Below are 16,285 nucleotides of genomic sequence, written 5' to 3' on the forward strand. Positions count from 1 at the left end.
GTTGCTTTGGCGGCGCGCCTTTGTCTATAGAGAGGACCTCTTATGAAGTACTTTGGCACCGACGGATTTCGCGGCGAGGCCAACGTTGGGCTGACCGTGGAGCACGCGTACAAGATCGGCCGCTTTGTGGGCTGGTATTACGGCGCCAGGCGCGGGGCCAAGGCGCGCGTGATCGTGGGTAAGGACACGCGTCGCTCGAGCTATATGTTCGAGGCGGCGCTGGTGAGCGGTCTGGTTGCGAGCGGCGCAGACGCCTATATGCTGCATGTGATTCCTACGCCGGGCGTGGCGCATCAGACCGTGGAGGGCTGCTTCGATTGCGGCATCATGATCAGCGCGAGCCACAACCCGTTTTGCGATAACGGCATTAAGCTGGTCAACAGCGACGGCTTTAAGATGGACGAGGACGTGCTGGAGCTCATCGAGGACTACATCGATGGCAAGAGCGAGGTGCCGCTGGCCACGGGCAACCACATTGGCGCCACGGTTGACTACATGCAGGGCCGCAACCGCTACATTGCCTCGCTCATTGCAAGCGCGAACTATTCGCTGCAGGGCGTCAAGATTGGCATTGACTGCGCCAACGGCTCGGCGTCCTCTGTCGCCAAGCCGGTGTTCGATGCGCTCGGCGCCGATGTGCGCGTGATTAACGCCGCACCCGACGGCTTTAACATTAACGTCGACTGCGGCTCTACGCATATGGAGCGCCTGCAGCGCCATGTGGTGGAGCAAGGCTTGGACGTGGGCTTTGCCTACGACGGCGATGCCGATCGCTGCCTGGCCGTGGACGAGCGCGGCCGCGTGGTCGACGGCGACCAGATTCTGTACGTGTGCGGCGTGTATCTTAACAAGCACGGGCGCCTCTCGGGCGGTACCGTGGTGCCGACGATCGCCAGCAACTTTGGCCTGATTAAGTCGCTGGAGCTTGCCGGTCTGAGCGCCGTGACCAGCGGTGTGGGTGACCGTCACGTGTACGCCAAGATGCGCGAGGGCGGCTACAGCCTGGGTGGCGAGCAGACGGGCCATACGATCTTTGGCGATATCGAGCGTACGGGCGACGGCATTATGACCTCGCTGCGTGTGATGGAAGTGATTCGTGCCGAACGCGAGACGCTTTCGCAGCTCGCGGTGCCGTGTAAGCTGCTGCCGCAGGCGCAGGTTGCCGTACGCGTGGCGGACAAGGATGCTGCGCTGGGCAACATGGGCGTGCAGGCCGCCATTGCCGAGGCCGAGGACGCGCTGGCGGGCGAGGGCCGCGTGCTCGTGCGCAAGAGCGGAACCGAGTCGGTGATTCGCGTGCTGGCCGAGGCTCCGGACCAATCGGCCGCCGACGCCGCCATGAAGCGCATCGCCGCTGCACTCGAAGCTCTGTAGTTACGCGGTTTTACCAAACCGCGTAACCGCTCGACGCTACAAACGGCCCCAAGCGGCAATCTGGCGTTCAATTTCAAGGGCGCGACCAGAAGGTCAGCGCCCTTTCATTTCACGTCACCTTGCTCGCTTGGGGCCGTTTTCGCTGACGTTGCCAAGACATCGACGTCAACATGGTTGGCGTTGGCGATGGCGTGCTGGTCAATCCTTACAGCTGGTACAGTGTGGTGAACTTGTCCTGCAGGTAGCTGCAGTAGTAGCGGGCATCGAATGCCATACCGCACGCGCCCTTGATGAGCTCCGGCGCGTCCTTGGCGCGGCCCCACTGCCAAATGTGCTCGCCCAGCCAAGCGCGGACGGGTGTCAGGTCGCCGCTCGCACAGGCGCCGTTAAGGTCGACACCGTCGCGGCACATGGCCGGCACAAACATGGCATCGTAGGCGCTGCCCAGCGCATACGTGGGGAAGTAGCCAAACGAGCCGCCGCTCCAGTGCGTATCCTGCAGGCAGCCGCGCGTGTCGTCGGGAACAGGAATGCCCAGGTACTCGTCCATAAAGCGATTCCAAAGCGCGGGGATGTCCTTGGCCGTGGCCTCGCCGGCAAACAGCATGCGCTCAATCTCGTAGCGCACCATAATATGCAGCGGGTAGGTGAGCTCGTCGGCCTCGGTACGGATCAGCGACGGCTGAGCGATGTTCACGGCGTGGTAGAGCGTGTCCTCGTCCACGTTGCCGTAGACCTCGGGCGCGTGACGGCGCAGCACTTCGAGCAGCGGTCCCATAAAAGCGCGACTGCGGCCTACGGTGTTCTCGAAAAAGCGGCTCTGGCTCTCGTGAATGCCCATGGAGGTGCCGCCCTCCAGACACGTGCGCGCGTAAGCGGGGTTCACGCCCAGCTCGTACATGGCGTGGCCCGCCTCGTGGATGATGCTATAGACGTTGGAGATGCAGTCGTCCTCGTAGATGTGCGTCGCGATGCGCGCATCGCCCACCGAGAAGCCCTCGCTAAACGGGTGCTCGGTAAAGGCGAGCGTGGTGTCGTCCAGGTTAAGGCCGACGAGCTTCATCAGGTCGAAGCTCATGGCGCGCTGGGCGGCCTCGGGCACATGCGCGTGCAAAAAGTCGGTAGTAGGCTGCTGTCCGCGCTCGCCGATGGCGTGAACGAGCGGCACGACGGTGGCCTTGACCTCGTCACAAAACGCATCGAAGCTCTTGGCGGAAAGGCCGCGTTCGTACTGGTCGAGCCAAACATCGTATGGGTCGCGCTTGGGGTCCATGAGCTGGGCCTGATGCTTGAGCTGGGCGACGATTCTATCCACGTAGGGCTCAAAGCTCGCCCAGTCGTTGGCCGTCTTGGCCTTGTGCCACACGGCGTCGGCCTCGCAGGTGAGCCTGGTCCAGGCCTCGGCCTCCTCAGTAGGGATAACGCTGGCCTCGCGCTGGTCGCGGCCGAGCACACGGATCTCGTCGAGCAGCTGCGGGTCGTCGATCTTGCCGCCGGCGACGGTCTCGTGTGCCAGCGAGCCTACAAGCTCGACGGACTTTTTGCTGGTCAGGAGTTTGTGATGTTCGCCGGCAAGGGTGCCCATAGCATCGGCGCGGGCCGCAGCGCCGTTGGCGGGGGCAATCGTCGCGCCATCGAACTCGGCAATCTTGAGCAGGTACTCGCGGGTCCATAGTTTGCCTTCGAGCTTGCGGAGCTTCTTGATGCCCTTGCCCGCCTTGGCGTTCTTAGAGGCCTTGGCCACGGCGGCCTTGGCCTTCTTATCGAGTTTCTTTCCCATACCTATATCCTTGATCTCGCAGACCGGACGCCACGGGTGGGCGTGCGGCCAGTTTGCACAGCTACCTGCCTTGTACCCAGTGCGAACAAAACGGAACGCGGCGATATGCTCGCAGAATGTGTTATCCTATAGCCCAATGCGTTGACGGAGAGGGTTTTGCCCGCCGCGTCGCCGGCAAGAGAGGGAAGGTCATGGGCTGCAAGCCTTCCTGCGGTGGCAAGGGCCAAGCGTTCACTCCCGAGCAGCAACCTCAACGGGCGCGCGGCCAGCGGCGGCGAAGCCCCAGTAGGGAAGCCGTGAGCCTCGCGATAAGGGGCATAGAGTGGGCACGGCGGGCCAGACATCCGCCGGGTCAAACAAGGTGGTACCGCGGAATTCAACCGTCCTTGGGCAATGCACATGCCCGAGGACGGTTTTTTGTTACCGAACCGGGCCGCGTTTTTGCAACGCCAGACGGCGGCAGTCGTCCTGGCGAGCGGGGAACGCGAGAGACGAAAGGGAAGACATGAGTCTGATTGATGATCTGGTCAAACTCGAGGAAGAGGCCAAGGAGCTCGTCGCAGGCGCCGACGACGCCGCCAAGCTCGAGGCTGCGCGCGTTGAGCTGCTCGGCCGCAAGGGTCGTATTACCGGCCTGATGCGCATGATGGGCAAGCTCGCCCCCGAGGATCGCCCTGTGATGGGCAAGCGCGCCAACGAGATGCGCCAGCTGATCGAGGGCATGCTCGACGAGCGCACCACCGAGATGAAGGCCGCCGCCCTCAAGCACGCACTGGAGCACGAGGCCGTCGACATCACGCTGCCGGGCATTCGTCCGCAGATCGGCCACCAGCACCTGATCAAGCAGATCATCGAGGAGGCCGAGGATATCTTTAGCGGTATCGGCTACACCGTCGAGTCCGGTCCCATGGTCGACACCTCCTACTACAACTTCACCGCGCTCAACGCCCCCATGGATCACCCGAGCCGCTCGGCCCGCGACACCTTCTATGTGGTCGACAACAACCCCGGCAGCGTCGCGCACCCCGAGGCGCATGCCCACGGCGAGTCCGACGTGCTGCTGCGCACCCAGACCTCGGGCGTGCAGATTCACACCATGGAGTCGCAGAAGCCGCCCATCTACATGATCTGCCCGGGCACCGTCTACCGTCCCGACACGGCCGACGCCTGTCACCTGCCGCAGTTCAACCAGATCGAGGGCCTGGTCGTCGACGAGGGCATCACCTTTGGCGATCTTAAGGGCACGCTCGACTACTTTGTTAAGTGCATGTTTGGCGAGGACCGCAAGACGCGTTACCGCCCGCATTTCTTCCCCTTCACCGAGCCTTCCTGCGAGGTGGACGTGAGCTGCCACGTCTGCGGCGGCAAGGGCTGCAACTTCTGCAAGCACAGCGGCTGGATCGAGATCTTGGGCTGCGGCATGGTCGACCCCAACGTCCTGATCAACTGCGGCATCGATCCCGAGAAGTACACCGGCTTCGCCTTTGGCATTGGCGCCGAGCGCGTCGCGGCCCTGCGCTACGACCTGCCCGACCTCAGAACGCTCATGACAGGCGATATGCGTTTCCTGAATCAGTTTTAAGTTGACCTGTCCCGGCGGCTTCCCGAGCCACCGCACCTTGCCCCTCAAACCGTCGCTTGCGTACCCAAGTACGCGGCGCTCCTCTTTCGGGGCAATCTGCGGCATCTCGGAAACCCGTCTCCGTAGCTGGAGTTTTCCGTCTGTTTATTGCAGACGTTACAGATGAAAGGAGACCAGTTAGATGCGTGTTTCTTACGACTGGCTCAAGACCATGATCGATATTCCGGAGGATCCCAAGACCCTTTCGGACGAATATATCCGTACCGGCACCGAGGTCGAGGCGATCGACACCGTGGGCGAGTCCTTCGACCACGTGGTGACTGCCAAGGTGCTCACCAAGACCCCGCACCCCGATAGCGACCATATGTATGTGTGCTCGGTCGACGTGGGTGACAAGAACCTCGATGCCGACGGCAATCCCGCCCCGCTGCAGATCGTCTGCGGCGCGCAGAACTTTGAGGCCGGCGACCACATCGTCACGGCAATGATCGGCGCCGTGCTTCCCGGTGACGTCAAGATCAAGAAGAGCAAGCTTCGCGGCGTCGTGTCCATGGGCATGAACTGCTCCGCGCGCGAGCTCGGCCTGGGTGGCGACCACTCCGGCATCATGATCCTGCCCGAGGATACGCCCTGCGGCATGCCGTTTGCCGAGTACGTGGGCTCGAGTGATACCGTGCTCGACTGCGAGATCACGCCCAACCGCCCCGACTGCCTGTCCATGATCGGCATGGCCCGTGAGACCGGCGCCATTTTCGATCGCGATTTCCACGTTGAGCTGCCCGCCATCAAGGTGGAGACCGGCCGCGCGACCGACGACGAGCTTTCGGTCGAGATCGCCGACGGGGGCCTGTGCGACCGCTATGTCGCCCGCATCGTGCGCAACGTGAAGGTCGGCCCGTCGCCCGACTGGATGGTCAAGCGCCTTAACGCCCTGGGCGTGCGCCCGCACAACAACATCGTCGACATCACCAACTATGTGATGATGCTCACCGGTCAGCCGCTGCACGCTTTTGACCTGGACACCTTTGCCGAGCGCGAGGGCAGGCGCCGCGTGGTGGTTCGCGCCGCCCAGCAGGACGAGAAATTTACGACCCTCGACGGCGAGGAGCGCACGCTCGACGCCGGCATGGGCCTCATTACCGACGGCGAGCGCCCCGTGGCGCTGGCCGGCGTTATGGGCGGCATGGATTCCGAGATCGAGGACGACACCGTCGACGTGATGGTCGAGAGCGCCTGCTTCGACGCCGGCCGTACCTCGCACACCAGCCGCGACCTGTCGTTGATCTCCGACGCCTCCATCCGCTTTGAGCGCCAGGTCGATGAAACCGGCTGCGTGGATGTGGCCAATGTTGCCTGCGCGCTCATCGAGGAGATCGCCGGCGGCGAGGTCGCTCCCGGCTACGTAGATGTGTTCCCCGCGCCCAAGACCATCGACAGCATTAAGCTGCGTTTGGCCCGCGTGCACGCCATCTGCGGCGCCGACATCGAGCCCGATTTTATCGAGCGCTCGCTCACCCGCCTGGGCTGCACCGTCGAGCGCGACGGCGAGGACTTTATGGTTACCCCGCCGAGTTTCCGCCCCGACCTGCCGCGCGAGATCGATCTGATCGAGGAGGTCCTGCGCCTGTGGGGCATGGGCCGCGTGACGGCGACCATCCCGGCTGCCAAGAACCACATCGGTGGCCTGACCCGCGAGCAGAAGCTTACCCGCAAGGTCGGCGAGATCCTGCGCGCCTGCGGCCTCAACGAGACCACGACCTTTGGCTTTGCCGCGCCGGGCGACCTGGAGAAGATCGGCATGTCCACCGAGGGCCGCGGCTGCCCCGTGGTACTTATGAACCCGCTGGTGGCCGAGCAGACCGAGATGCGCCGCTCGCTGCTGCCGGGCCTGCTGCAGTCTGTGGCGTATAACGAGGCCCATGGCACGCCCAACGTGCACCTGTACGAGGTCGGCAGCCTGTTCCACGGCCGCGAGAACGCCAGCCTGCCCAAGGAGACCAAGTCCGTGGCGGGCGTGCTCTCGGGCCAGTGGAGCGAGCAGTCTTGGAACATGAAGTACCGCAAGCTGCGTTTCTTCTTTGGCAAGGGCATTGTCGAGGAGCTGCTCGCCCAGCTGCGCATCGAGAAGGTTCGCTTCCGTCCCGTCGAGGGCGAGGGCTATGCCTTCTTGCAGCCGGGCCGTGCCGCCGAGGTTCTGTCTGGCGGCACCGTGCTGGGCTGGGTCGGCGAGATCCACCCCGAGGCGCGCGAGGCTATGGGCATCGACGAGATCGTCGTTGCCTTTGAGCTCGACCTGGACAAGCTGATCAAGGGCGCCCGCAACCAGGAGAACTACCGCGAGTTCTCGCAGTACCCGGCTGTTGAGCACGATCTTGCTATCGTGGTCGACAACTCCGTGACTTGCGAGGATCTTGAGCGCCGCATTACCAGCGCCGGCGGCAAGCTGCTCGAGGGTGTGCGTCTGTTCGACGTCTACCGCGATCCGGTCCGCGTGGGCGTGGGCAAGAAGTCCATGGCCTTTGCGCTTACGTATCGCTCCGACGACCACACGCTTACCAGCGAAGAGGTCGAAAAAGCGCACCAGAAGATCGTCACCAAGGTGTGCAAGGGCGTAAACGGCGAGGTCCGCGGCTAGGTCCTGCACTGGGGTATGGTTCAGCGGTGGCTGCTGCCGAGCCTTACGTGACTGCTATCCTCGGTATAAGGCACTGCTGAGCCTGCATATATGACACGCGCATTGCATAACGGCGTGCTGCTTTGTCGGCAGTGCGCCGTTTTGCTATGATAGCCCGTGGCGTGTTACGAATCTGACAATACGTAACACTGGCAAGGTGATTTAAGCGGCGTTGTAATTCTGTGCGCCGATAACCGGGAGGCGTACATGCACATTCCAGATAATTATCTGTCCCCGCAGACCGATGTCGTCATGGCAGTGGCGATGGTGCCCGTTTGGGTTCACTGCATCAAAAAGGTGCGCGCCACGCTCGACCGCGAGCACATGGCGTTCCTGGGCATCTGCGCCGCATTCTCTTTCTTGCTCATGATGTTCAACGTGCCGCTGCCCGGCGGTACCACGGGTCACGCCGTCGGCGGCGCGCTCATCGCGCTGCTGCTGGGCCCGGAGGCCGCGGCCATCGCGGTTTCGGTCGCGCTGGCGCTGCAGGCGCTGCTGTTTGGCGACGGCGGCATCCTGTCCTTTGGCGCCAACTGCTTTAACATGGCCTTCGTGCTGCCGTTTGCCGCCGCTATCGTGTTCCGTGCGCTCAACAGCCGTTTGCACGACAAGAGCTGGGGCACCTCGGTTTCGGCCGTCGTAAGCGGTTGGGTCGGCCTGTGCCTGGCGGCCCTGTGCACGGCGATCGAGTTTGGTATTCAGCCGATGTTCTTTACCAACGCTTCGGGCGCGCCGCTGTACTGCCCCTTCCCGCTCTCTATTGCCATTCCGGCCATGATGATCCCGCACATGTTGGTAGCCGGCGTGGTCGAGGGCGTGGCGACGGCCGCCATCTACGGTTTCATTAAGAAGACGGCGCCGAGCGTTATCGTCGGGCCCGAGGCCGCCGATGGCCAGCTTGCTGCCGAGGGCGCTACTGCCAAGAAGACCTCGCTGGTCCCCACGCTCATCCTGGTCGCCGTGCTTGTCGTGGCCACGCCGCTCGGCTTGCTGGCCACCGGTGACGCCTGGGGCGAGTGGGACGCTGAGGGCGCCGCGACCGCCGTTCAGGAGGCTGGTGACGACAGTCTGCAGACTTCGGTCGGTCTCGATACCCCGACCTTTGCCGATACCCTGCCCACAGGCGATTATCTGCAGGCCTATTCCGAGGAGCAGGGCCTTGGCTTTGCCGGCCAGGCCGCGATGTATATTCTTTCGGGCGTGATTGGCGTGGCGGTGCTCACCATCGCATTCCGTCTGGTCTCGCTAACGGTCAAGGAAAGCGGAGCCCATGGCGACGGTCGAGCTGCCTAGCTGGCTTGCGGCCGAGCAGCGTTATGAGCCCGCGGGGGCTCGGCATCGTGTGATGCAAAAGAATGTCCTGCACCTGGCGAGCCTGCTTGAGCGGGTTCGCCTAGGTGGCGGCGCACATAAGGGCGGGTCGATTATCGACCGCGCTCTTTCTTCCGTTTCGGCGCCAGTGCGTTTGGTGGGGATGTTCGTCTGCGTCCTGTGCGTATGCCTGACGCAGAGCCCGCTGTACTTGATGCTGATGACAGCGATCGCGTTGGTGCTCGTTGCGGTGCGCCCCGTACGCGGGCTGCGCGCGACCCTTGTGCCGGCGTTGGCTGCCGCGGGGTTTGCCGTGGTTTTGGCGCTGCCTGCCCTGCTGCTGGGTGCTTCTGCCACGGGCGCCATGCTCAAGATTGCGCTCAAGACCTTTGTTAATGTGTCATTGGTGTTGGGCGTTTCGTGGACGCTTACCTGGAGTCGCATGTCGGCGGCGCTTAAGATGCTGCACCTGCCCGACGAGGTTATCTTTACGTTTGATATGGCGCTCAAACACATCGAGGTGCTGGGTCGCACGGCGCACGACCTGTGCGAATCGGTCATGCTTCGCAGTGTGGGCCGCGCGCCTGCAGGATTTTCGCGTACCGATTCGATCGCGGGTATCATGGGCATGACCTTTATCAAGGCGATGGAATGCAGCCGCGCGATGGACGAGGCTATGCTTTGCCGCGGTTTTGCCGGCGCATATCCGGCGCCTGCACGGAACGGATTTGGCTGGCGCGACGCGGTCTATGCGGCCGTTGTGGTGCTGCTCGCCGTGTTGTGCGCGGTGCTGTAGCGCGGGCGGTCAAGCCGTCGATGTGAATAGGGAAGGGCGACGTTTTGGCAAACGATACAAATGGTGCGATGGGTGCGAGCGGTGCTGCCGGTGCCAAGGCCACGCCGCTCATCGAGTTTCGCGACGTGGTGTTTTCCTATGCGGGCCATACGGTGGTCGATAGCGTGTCGCTGCAGGTTAATCGCGGTGAGCTGGTTGCGCTGCTTGGACCCAACGGCTGCGGCAAGACGACGATCATGCGGCTTATCAACGGCCTTGAGCTTGCGGATGCGGGTACGTACCTGTTTGATGGACATGTGGTCGATGCGGCATATCTCAAGGATTCCGCGACGGCCCAGCGGTTCCATCAGCGCGTGGGCTTCGTGTTCCAAAACGCCGATGCACAGCTCTTTTGCGCCACGGTCGGCGAGGAGGTCGCGTTTGGCCCGGCTCAAATGGGGCTTTCGGCGGACGAGCTTGGGCGCCGCGTCCGTGATGCCATGGAGCTGTTTCAGGTTGCCGATCTGGTCGATGCCTCGCCCTATCAGCTTTCGGGTGGGCAAAAGAAGCGTGTGGCGCTGGCTGCCGTCGTGTCGATGAACCCCGATATTCTGGTGCTCGACGAGCCTACCAACGGACTTGACGAGGACTCTTGCGACATCGTGGTCAACTTTCTACTGGCTTATGTTGCTGCCGGTAAGACGGTCTTGATGAGCACGCATCATCAGGATTTAGTACGACGTCTTGGGGCCCGTGCGATTTATATCGATCGATATCACCACGTGGTCGAGGCTCCCGTGCCGTCATATGGAACCGAAAACGGTGCAGCAGAATAGTTGCCGCATAGTGGGGTTGCGGCCGCGCACGTGACTTGCTGCGAATGGTATAGTTATCCGGATTTTTACGGGGGTAGCTATGCCAAGTTGGAATATTCATATCGCTCAGACGGAACGACTTCTGGCGCGTGCCGGCGCGCTTGCCGATAACGTGCGCGACCGCAATGCCTTTTTGTTTGGCAGCGTGGTTCCGGACATTTTTGTGGGGTACATGGTTCCCGGTATTGCCGACCCCATCCCGTATCGCATCACGCACTTTGCCAAGCCCGAGCCCATTCCTAAGCCACGCGAGCATGAGTTTTGGGACACCTATGTGGCGCCGTTGCTTAAAGGTGCGCCGGCGGGTGCGCCGGCTGCAGCGACCTCGATTGTCGAAGAGCGTGAAAGGCTCAATCGGGTGCACTATCCGCAGCGCTACAAAGACGCCGAGCCGGTTGACGGCCCCGGCGCCGCCGAGTTTTCGCTCGCGCCCGATGACGTGGCGCAGTCGCTGCTCGATTTGACGCTGGGCGTTTGGTCGCATCTGGTGGCCGATACCGTGTGGAACACGCGCGTGAACCAATATCTCGAGGCGCGCGGCGGCAAGCCGTGCGAGGAGTTCCGCATTAAGAAGCAGGGAGACTTTGACTGGTTTGGCAAGACGCTCGGCATCGTTTCTATCCCGCGTGCGACCGATCGCCTCTATACCGCGGCGGCCCAGTTTGGTCAGTATTCGATTCCACAAGAGTATGTGCTCAAGACCATTGGCGTTATGCACGAGATTGTGCGCGAAAACCCCGGCGATCCGGATCATCCGCCGTACCGTCTGCTGACCGAAGGGTTCTTTGACGCAACGTTTACCGAGGTCGTCGAGCTAACTGAGGCGGGTTTTGCCGCCCGCGTTGCCGCTTCTGACGTCCCCGCAGTCCCTCTGATCGCTAGCTGCTAGCCGGCTGACTTAACGGTGAACAGTTCATTCCAATCGACCAACAGCTCCCCGCCGCAGGGCATCTTCGGTGGTGTGCTCGGCATCGGAAAGGTTCGCGACTGAACACAAATCGATGAAGCGGCATATGAAGTAGGTCTTAAAAAGGGCCCGGAAGGCGAAGCCTTCCGGGCCCTTTTTAATGCAAATGTGCTTGCAAGTGCGATTTAGCGCACCTGAGCGACGTAGGCGACGTTGGTCGAGGAGACCTTGTCCTCAAGCTGGACGCTCATACGGGGATCGCCGGCGGTAGCGACGGTCAAATCGCCGGTTTCGACGTAGCCGAGCTCCTTAGCGGTCTCGATCGCCTTGACGATCGTGCCGTTGACGGTGCCCTGGGTAATCTCGGCCTTGTGCGGGATAACGCCCCAGTACATGATCATCTGCTGGACGGCCCACTCGTGGCGGGAGAACGCGCAGATCGGCATGTTGGGACGGAAGTGCGAGATCAGGCGAGCGGTACGGCCGGTGGTCGTCGGCACGGTGATGCACTTGGCGCCAACGGTGGTGGCCATGTTCACAGCGGACATACCCACAACGTTGTTGACGACGCGGGTGCCGTGAGCATCGGTCGGAACCTCGAGCGGAGCGTGAGCCGGGAGGTACTTCTCGGTCTCGAGAGCGATGCTGGCCTGCATCTTGACGGCCTCGACCGGGTACTTACCGGCAGCGGACTCGCCGGACAGCATGACGGCGTCGGTACCGTCGTAAATGGCGTTAGCAACGTCGGCAACCTCGGCGCGCGTCGGGCGCGGGTTCTGCTGCATGGAGTCGAGCATCTGCGTAGCGGTGATAACGGGCTTGTAGGCCGCGTTGCACTTGGCGATGATCTCCTTCTGGATGTGCGGAACGAGCTCGGGCTTGATCTCGATGCCCAGGTCGCCACGGGCGACCATGATGCCGTCGGAAGCCTCGAGGATCTCATCGAAGTTCTCGACGCCCAGGGCGCACTCGATCTTCGGGAAGATCGTCACGTGCTCGCCGCCGTTCTCGCGGCAAAGCTCGCGGATGCCGCGGACAGACTCGCCGTCACGGATGAAGGAAGCGGCGATGTAGTCGATGTTCTCGGTCAGGCCAAAGAGGATGTCCTGACGATCGCGCTCGGTGATGGCGGGCAGCGAGATGTTGACGTTGGGCATGTTGACGCCCTTGCGCTCGCCGATCAGGCCGTCGTTCTTGACGACGCAGGTCATGTCCTGGCCGTCGACGGACTCGACCTCGAGGGCAACCAGGCCGTCATCGATCAGGATGAGGGAGCCCTTCTCGACCTCGGAGGGCAGAGCCAGGTAGTCGAGGGAGATGTGCTCAGCGGTGCCGTGGAAATCCTCGGACGTGGGCTGAGCGGTGACGACGATCTTGTCGCCGGTCTTGACGGCAACCTTCTTGCCATCGACCAAAAGGCCGGTGCGGACCTCGGGGCCCTTGGTGTCGAGCAGGATGCCGACGGGCATACCGAGCTCCTTGGAAATACGACGGACGCGCTCGATGCGACCGTGGTGCTCGTCGTAGGAGCCGTGCGAGAAGTTAAAACGGGCGACGTTCATGCCCGCCTTGATCATCTCGCGGATGGTCTCGTCGCTATCGCAGGCGGGACCCATGGTGCATACAATCTTAGTGCGCTTGTACATTCAGACCTCCATCTGACATCGTCTTGCGCTGATAGATAAACCATAAGAAATATAACTGAGTTGATTATAACGAAATACCGACCGAATACCCCAAAAAATCGACCGTATGCCGAATTAGAAGTTCATTTTTTACGGAAAAAACGGTATATGAAAAAACTTTATCAACCGCTCTAACCGCTGCTATCTGGGCGATATTTTAGTTTGGCGACGCGCCTAAGAAAAAACGTTTTATCAGTATTGAGCATCACACGGTCCGCATCGTTGCATACGGACCATATTTCCAAATGGATTGTTTTGGCTAGACGCGTCGCTTTGGGGTACCATAGCTCCACTATCAACTGCCGCTCAGCACGGCAGCCTTGATGAGCCCTTGCCCTTCTCCTGGGAATTATGATCGGGCATCAATCTGCTGAGTGGCCCGAATCCCAGGAGGGGACTCTATATGCAAAAGGAATACCTGTCCGCCGCGGCGGAGGTGCTCAGCGACCAAGGTGTCGATGAGAACCTCGGCCTGAGCAACGACGAGGCGTCGTCGCGCCTCGCCAAGACAGGCCCTAACAAGCTTGAGGAAGCCGAGAAGACGCCGCTGTGGAAGCGTTTCTTTGAGCAGATGGCCGACCCCATGGTCATCATGTTGATCGTTGCCGCCGTTATCAGCGCGCTCACGGGCATGGTTAAGGGCGAGGCGGACTTTGCCGATGTTGCCATCATCATGTTCGTCGTTATCGTCAACTCGGTGCTGGGCGTGGTCCAGGAAGCCAAGAGCGAGGAGGCCCTCGAGGCCCTTCAGGAGATGAGCGCGGCGCAGTCCAAGGTTCTACGCGACGGCAAACTCGTGCACCTGCCGAGCGCCGAGCTCGTACCCGGCGACGTGATCATGCTCGAGGCGGGTGACTCCGTCCCGGCCGACTGCCGCGTGCTCGAGAGCGCCACGATGAAGATCGAAGAGGCCGCGCTCACCGGCGAGTCCGTGCCGGTCGAGAAGCACGCCAACGTGATCGAGCTTGCCGCGGGCACCGATGACGTGCCGCTCGGCGACCGCAAGAACATGTGCTACATGGGCTCCACCGTTGTGTACGGCCGTGGCCGCGCCGTCGTGGTCGGCACCGGCATGGATACCGAGATGGGCAAGATCGCCGGTGCCCTGGCCGAGGCCAAGGAAGAGCTCACGCCGCTGCAGGTGAAGCTCGCCGAGCTCAGCCGTATCCTCACCATTATGGTGATCGTCATCTGCGTCGTGATCTTTGGCGTCGACATCGTCCGCCACGGCGTGGGCAACGTCCTTACCGACCCGACTGCCCTGCTCGACACCTTTATGGTCGCCGTTTCGCTCGCCGTCGCTGCCATCCCCGAGGGCCTGGTCGCCGTCGTGACCATCGTGCTGTCGCTTGGCGTGACCAAGATGGCCAAGCGCCAGGCAATTATCCGCAAGCTCTCTGCCGTCGAGACTCTCGGCTGCACGCAGACCATCTGCTCCGACAAGACCGGTACCCTTACCCAAAACAAGATGACCGTCGTCAAGCACGAGCTCGCTGCGCCTAAGGAGAAGTTCCTGGCAGGTATGGCGCTGTGCTCCGATGCCCAGTGGGACGAGGAACTGGGTGAGGCCGTCGGCGAGCCGACCGAGTGCGCGCTCGTCAACGATGCCGGAAAGGCGGGCCTCACTGGTCTGACTGCCGAGCACCCGCGCGTGGGCGAGGCCCCGTTTGACTCGGGCCGCAAGATGATGTCCGTGGTCGTTGAGACCCTGGACGGCGAGTACGAGCAATACACCAAGGGCGCGCCCGACGTGGTGATCGGCCTGTGCACCCACATCTACGAGGGCGATAAGGTCGTCCCCCTGACCGAGGAGCGTCGTGCCGAGCTCGTGGCCGCCAACAAGGCCATGGCCGACGAGGCCCTGCGCGTGCTGGCGCTGGCAAGCCGCACCTACACCGAGGTCCCGAGCGACTGCAGCCCCGCCGCGCTCGAGCACGACCTGGTCTTCTGCGGCCTGTCCGGCATGATTGACCCGGTCCGCCCCGAGGTCGCCGACGCCATCCGCGAGGCCCACGATGCCGGTATCCGCACCGTCATGATCACGGGCGACCACATCGACACCGCCGTGGCCATTGCCAAGCAGCTGGGTATCGTCACCGATCGCAGCCATGCCATCACCGGTGCCGACCTCGATCGCATGAGCGACGAGGAACTCGACGCGCACATCGAGGACTACGGCGTGTACGCCCGCGTCCAGCCCGAGCACAAGACCCGTATCGTCGAGGCTTGGAAGTCGCGCGACCAGATCGTGGCCATGACGGGCGACGGCGTCAACGACGCCCCGTCCATCAAGCGTGCCGACATCGGCGTTGGCATGGGCATCACCGGTACCGACGTTACCAAGAACGTCGCCGACATGGTGCTTGCCGACGACAACTTCGCCACCATCATCGGTGCCTGCGAAGAGGGTCGCCGCATCTACGACAACATCCGCAAGGTCATCCAGTTCCTGCTTTCGGCCAACCTTGCCGAGGTGTTCTCGGTGTTTATCGCCACGCTCATCGGCTTTACCATCTTCCAGCCGGTGCAGCTGCTGTGGGTGAACCTGGTCACCGACTGCTTCCCCGCGCTCGCGCTGGGCATGGAGGATGCCGAGGGCGACATCATGAAGCGCAAGCCGCGCAACGCCAAGGACGGCGTCTTTGCCGGCAATATGGGTCTGGACTGCGTGGTCCAGGGCTTGATCATTGCCGCGCTGGTGCTGGCGAGCTTCTTTGTGGGCGTGTACTTTGACATGGGCTACATCCACATCTCCGATATGATCGCCGGCGTCGCCGACGAGGAAGGCGTGATGATGGCCTTCATCACGCTCAACATGGTCGAGATCTTCCACTGCTTTAACATGCGCAGCCGCCGCACGTCGCTGTTTAAGATGAAGAAGCAGAACAAGTGGCTGTGGGCCTCTGCCGCGCTGGCGCTGGTGCTGACGGTGATCGTAACCGTGCAGCCGACGCTTGCCGAGATGTTCTTTGGCCCCGTGACGCTTGAGCTCAAGGGCGTTATCGCCGCGCTGGGCCTCGCCTTCCTGATCATTCCGCTGATGGAGATCTACAAGGCGATCATGCGCGCGGTGGAGAAGGAGTAGGTCGAAAGGCCATCCTTCCCACCGGCCCGACCGCCTGCGGGGTTTCTTCTTCGCTGGTCCTCGCGCTTCGCGCTGCGGGATCGCTCAGAAGAAACCCCTCTCGGCGGTCGGGCCTTCGGATGGCCTCTCGGGACCATTGGCTGAGGGAAAGTGTGTGAGCTGGTCGGGCTTTGCCCGGCCAGCTCTTTTTGATTTAAAATACCTGCTCAGTTGTGATTTGTGGTGCTGGGAGGCGCT

10 protein-coding genes are annotated in these 16,285 nt (G+C 62.3%); 8 read left to right on the forward strand and 2 right to left on the reverse strand.

The window, feature by feature from the left end:
• Positions 1-42: 42 nt before the first annotated feature.
• Positions 43-1,374 (forward strand): phosphoglucosamine mutase, encoded by a 1,332-nt coding sequence (gene glmM / locus ACTM82_RS03535; protein ID WP_441054347.1) that lies wholly within the window; start codon positions 43-45, stop codon positions 1,372-1,374.
• A gap of 205 nt (positions 1,375-1,579) precedes the next feature.
• Here glmM and ACTM82_RS03540 read toward each other — a convergent pair whose 3' ends face one another.
• Positions 1,580-3,154, reverse strand: coding sequence for a carboxypeptidase M32 (locus ACTM82_RS03540; protein WP_441054345.1), 1,575 nt, complete (start codon positions 3,152-3,154; stop codon positions 1,580-1,582).
• Between the two features lie 505 nt (positions 3,155-3,659).
• Between ACTM82_RS03540 and pheS the strand changes: the two genes are divergently transcribed.
• From pheS to ACTM82_RS03570, 6 genes are all read left to right on the forward strand, one after another.
• The gene (gene pheS, locus ACTM82_RS03545; RefSeq protein ID WP_154517607.1) at positions 3,660-4,736 is read left to right on the forward strand and encodes a phenylalanine--tRNA ligase subunit alpha; all 1,077 of its coding nucleotides are present in this window, start codon (positions 3,660-3,662) and stop codon (positions 4,734-4,736) included.
• 181 nt (positions 4,737-4,917) lie between these two features.
• Complete coding sequence (gene pheT / locus ACTM82_RS03550; RefSeq protein WP_441054343.1) at positions 4,918-7,371, forward strand: phenylalanine--tRNA ligase subunit beta; 2,454 nt, start codon at positions 4,918-4,920, stop codon at positions 7,369-7,371.
• Positions 7,372-7,617: 246 nt separating this feature from the next.
• Positions 7,618-8,703 carry a cobalt transporter CbiM gene (cbiM, locus tag ACTM82_RS03555; RefSeq protein ID WP_441054341.1) on the forward strand — a complete coding sequence of 362 codons (1,086 nt, stop codon included), beginning with the start codon at positions 7,618-7,620 and terminating at the stop codon, positions 8,701-8,703.
• On the forward strand, positions 8,681-9,517 hold the full coding sequence (locus tag ACTM82_RS03560; protein WP_441054339.1) for an energy-coupling factor transporter transmembrane component T family protein: 837 nt from the start codon (positions 8,681-8,683) through the stop codon (positions 9,515-9,517). The genes cbiM and ACTM82_RS03560 overlap by 23 nt, the downstream gene beginning before the upstream one ends.
• A gap of 44 nt (positions 9,518-9,561) precedes the next feature.
• Positions 9,562-10,332, forward strand: a complete 771-nt coding sequence (locus ACTM82_RS03565) for an energy-coupling factor ABC transporter ATP-binding protein (RefSeq protein WP_441054337.1) — start codon at positions 9,562-9,564, stop codon at positions 10,330-10,332.
• A 79-nt stretch (positions 10,333-10,411) separates the two neighbouring features.
• A complete protein-coding gene (locus ACTM82_RS03570; RefSeq protein WP_441054335.1) occupies positions 10,412-11,260 on the forward strand; it encodes a hypothetical protein in 849 nt (282 codons plus the stop codon).
• A gap of 203 nt (positions 11,261-11,463) precedes the next feature.
• On the opposite strand, the gene pyk is transcribed toward ACTM82_RS03570, so the two are convergent.
• Positions 11,464-12,924 (reverse strand): pyruvate kinase, encoded by a 1,461-nt coding sequence (gene pyk, locus ACTM82_RS03575; RefSeq protein WP_427793920.1) that lies wholly within the window; start codon positions 12,922-12,924, stop codon positions 11,464-11,466.
• 442 nt (positions 12,925-13,366) lie between these two features.
• Here pyk and ACTM82_RS03580 point away from each other — a divergent pair, with 442 nt between their 5' ends.
• A complete protein-coding gene (locus ACTM82_RS03580) occupies positions 13,367-16,048 on the forward strand; it encodes a cation-translocating P-type ATPase (RefSeq protein WP_427728430.1) in 2,682 nt (893 codons plus the stop codon).
• The last annotated feature ends 237 nt before the right edge of the window (positions 16,049-16,285 follow it).

Source organism: Collinsella sp. HCP3S3_E5 (genome assembly GCF_052067635.1).
GTDB lineage: Bacteria > Actinomycetota > Coriobacteriia > Coriobacteriales > Coriobacteriaceae > Collinsella.